The following is a 2793-nucleotide window of genomic DNA, read 5'->3' as shown; positions in this document are numbered from 1 at the left end:
CTTAATCGTCGGATCACCGGTCTCGATATATTTCTCGGCCTTCAGATACTCTTTAAGGTCTTTATTGTTTAAAGTTGTTACCGCTTTGTTATTAAGCGCGACAGACAGGTCGTACCTGAACAGCTTGATCTTTGTTATGACCCGGATAGTAAAGTCCTGCTTCGCATTCCCTACATCGAACTGCGCGTACCGATTGTCCCCCAGATCAAATACCTTTGTCGGTTTTACATTAAAATCCGTGCTTAGTACCTTCTGCTTACCCTCCACCGTTTTTGGGATCAGCGTCGTCATAACGACCTTTGAATGCCCATTCCAACCCGACGTTCCCCCCGCATCCGCTTGGCCATGAGCTGTTACCTTGTACGACGTGGTCAATGTCACAATATCCGAATCGGCTACCGAAGCCGGATCAAACGGTTCTTGCGAGGCCTCATTCACCAAGGTCACCGGCTTCGGCTCACCCCTGCTCGAGATAGCTTTCTTTACATCAGGTTTTTTATTAGAAAAGTTTAACGCCTCTACCCGCTTTTTGGCCTCAAACACAAGCTGCCTCGGGGCCGAAGAACACCCGGCGACAAACAACACAATACCGGCCATCATAATCAGTGCCATATGTAATGATGTTTTCCTGTTCGAATTCTTCAAAATAATATACTCCCTTCTCTAGTATAAAATGCTGGGGGTGGGTTGACTATCCATAGACGAGATTTACCTAAAATAAGCCCTGTGCACACAGCCTACGTCGGGTTCCTCATGACGTATGTTTAACCTTACCCTCCTCTAGATTTGCGTTTATTTAAGCTTTTGGGAGTAACTTTTAGGGGCGGTTTATAATCGTGCGGTTTGAATTGAGAGGATGCGGGGTAACCACGGGTTAGCTCTCTCGATGCCTATAAGATGATGCGTAAAATTAGGGAGGCTAAGGCCATTAGCTGCATAAATGCTAGATTTATTGGTTTGATTAAACAAGAATAATTAGTTCGATTAGACAAGAATAGTGCTTGGTTTATTGCTCTTGGGCCTTAGCCCCCGGTGGTTCCTCTTCATTATATTGATACGCGGGCTCCTCATCCTATACCTCCCCAGGCATAAATCACGTAATACTTTTTTAGCATAGAAACAATGGCTCTCAGGCCAAGCTAATCAACTTCTTTACCTGGTATATCTCTTTTCAAGAATGCGTGAGGATGCGGAATAATTTTTTTTAGCCATACTATTAGTAACGTTCGGCGTGTTGGCAAGAACGAGTCCCGGAGCTATCTCCGCTTGGTTCTCCCGGAGACACGGCGTGGGAATGTCCCCTTTGTTAACAACCGGAACGCGAATTATGTGGTGTTCTTCCAAGATTTTTGCTGTTAGCTAGGCTTCCGCTGAATCGTGTTGTTGGGTGGCAGCAAAGAACCTTGCAAGCCTCAGTGCGGCGTCTGCGGTAATGCTTCGCTTGCCGAGGACTGTCACCGCCCGCTGGAGTGATTTGTTAGGCGCTTTGTTGATAATTTAAAGCATGCGATCAATACGTAACAAATCATCACGTCGGCCTGTAGTTATGCGTCTTTCCCAAGCATTTTTATAATATGTCTGGCAAGGCTTTCGTTGATTTCTCGATGTCTTGGGATAGGCTGGGAAATTTTAGTCTCGGGATTTTGGTACCAATCGTGATTTCCACCGCGTCTTATAAATGCACATCCCATTTCCTCGATTTTCTTAATTAAGTCTTTTCGTTTCACGAGACTTTCAGCTCAGCAACTTTACGAACTGACGGAATCGAACTACTGGTTAATTCCTTATATATATCTTTTAAGTTTTCTTTTAATTCATCAAGGGTTCCCCCTTGGGTCATATAATCAGGATATTCGGCTAGATAACCAAGCCACATTCCCTCGTCTTCCCAATAAACATATTTTATTGTTTTCATTATCTTTTCACCTCAAATAATTTATCAATTATCCTTTGCTATTTAATAATGTAGTCTTGTTTGCGAAAAATCAAGATTTTCTATTATAATTTTTCAGACGCATAACGGGGCCGCGGATGAGCCGTGCTGGTTCGTTCGCCGCAGGCGGGCGGACGAACAATGTTTATACTAATCCGCATAATACTCCAAAATTGCTGCTTGTGCCCGTATAAGACGCCTCTAGAAATACATCGCTTGTTGCTATAACCAGTGCTAAATGAACCTGTTTTAACTAAACGCTGTTTTACTATGGTGTCTTATACGGATCGGTATATAATCCTCTCTAAACTGCCTTATTTAACCTTACAACATATCGATTGGGCTGCGAACCCCAGCCGGTCCACGGTTGAGGACATGTGTGTAAATCATGGTTGTTTTTACGTCTTTGTGACCCAGGAGTTCCTGGACCGTTCGAATATCATAACCGCCTTCCAATAGGTGGGTTGCGAATGAATGCCAAGATGCATGGGCTTCCCTATCCTATATACGTGAGTGAAGTAATTGAGAAGAGAGCGGTTTCACCCTCTGCCACTCATTTGATGCATGCTCGGCCTGCCATAAATCATAATTCTTTTGCAGATTAAGCCAAAAATCAGGGGTCGTATCAAACGCGCGAGATAAACGAAGTGCCATATTCGGAGTAACAGCACTTCTTTCATTTATAATCTTTGATAATGTCTTTCTTGAGATACCAAGAATCGATGCTAACTCGTTTATGGTTAGGGATAAAGGTTTTAAATAATCTTCTTTTATAATCTTACCAGGATGCGTTGGTTGTCTTTTCACGCTTTCACCCCTTAATGATAATCGTCATAATCGACGACATAAGCACCGCCATC

4 protein-coding genes and 1 pseudogene are annotated in these 2793 nt (G+C 43.4%); all 5 read right to left on the bottom strand.

Annotated features, from left to right (window positions below):
* Positions 1-612, bottom strand: a 612-nt coding sequence (locus COY37_RS04330) for a hypothetical protein (protein ID WP_286976325.1), incomplete at its 3' end; no start/stop codon positions are given.
* A 932-nt stretch (positions 613-1544) separates the two neighbouring features.
* Complete coding sequence (locus tag COY37_RS11815; protein ID WP_353682431.1) at positions 1545-1727, bottom strand: type II toxin-antitoxin system HicA family toxin; 183 nt, start codon at positions 1725-1727, stop codon at positions 1545-1547.
* A complete protein-coding gene (locus tag COY37_RS04325) occupies positions 1724-1915 on the bottom strand; it encodes a type II toxin-antitoxin system HicB family antitoxin (RefSeq protein WP_286678142.1) in 192 nt (63 codons plus the stop codon). The genes COY37_RS11815 and COY37_RS04325 overlap by 4 nt, the downstream gene beginning before the upstream one ends.
* Before the next feature lie 342 nt (positions 1916-2257).
* A pseudogene (locus COY37_RS04320) lies at positions 2258-2422 on the bottom strand (tyrosine-type recombinase/integrase); the annotation flags it as partial.
* Positions 2423-2434: 12 nt separating this feature from the next.
* Positions 2435-2740 (bottom strand): HigA family addiction module antitoxin, encoded by a 306-nt coding sequence (locus COY37_RS04315; protein ID WP_286678143.1) that lies wholly within the window; start codon positions 2738-2740, stop codon positions 2435-2437.
* Between the last annotated feature and the right edge of the window lie 53 nt (positions 2741-2793).

The organism is Candidatus Aquicultor secundus (assembly GCF_002791875.1).
GTDB lineage: Bacteria > Actinomycetota > Aquicultoria > Aquicultorales > Aquicultoraceae > Aquicultor_A > Aquicultor_A secundus.
The sequence above is the reverse complement of the archived record's forward strand: the minus strand, read 5'-3'. Positions and strand labels throughout refer to the sequence as shown.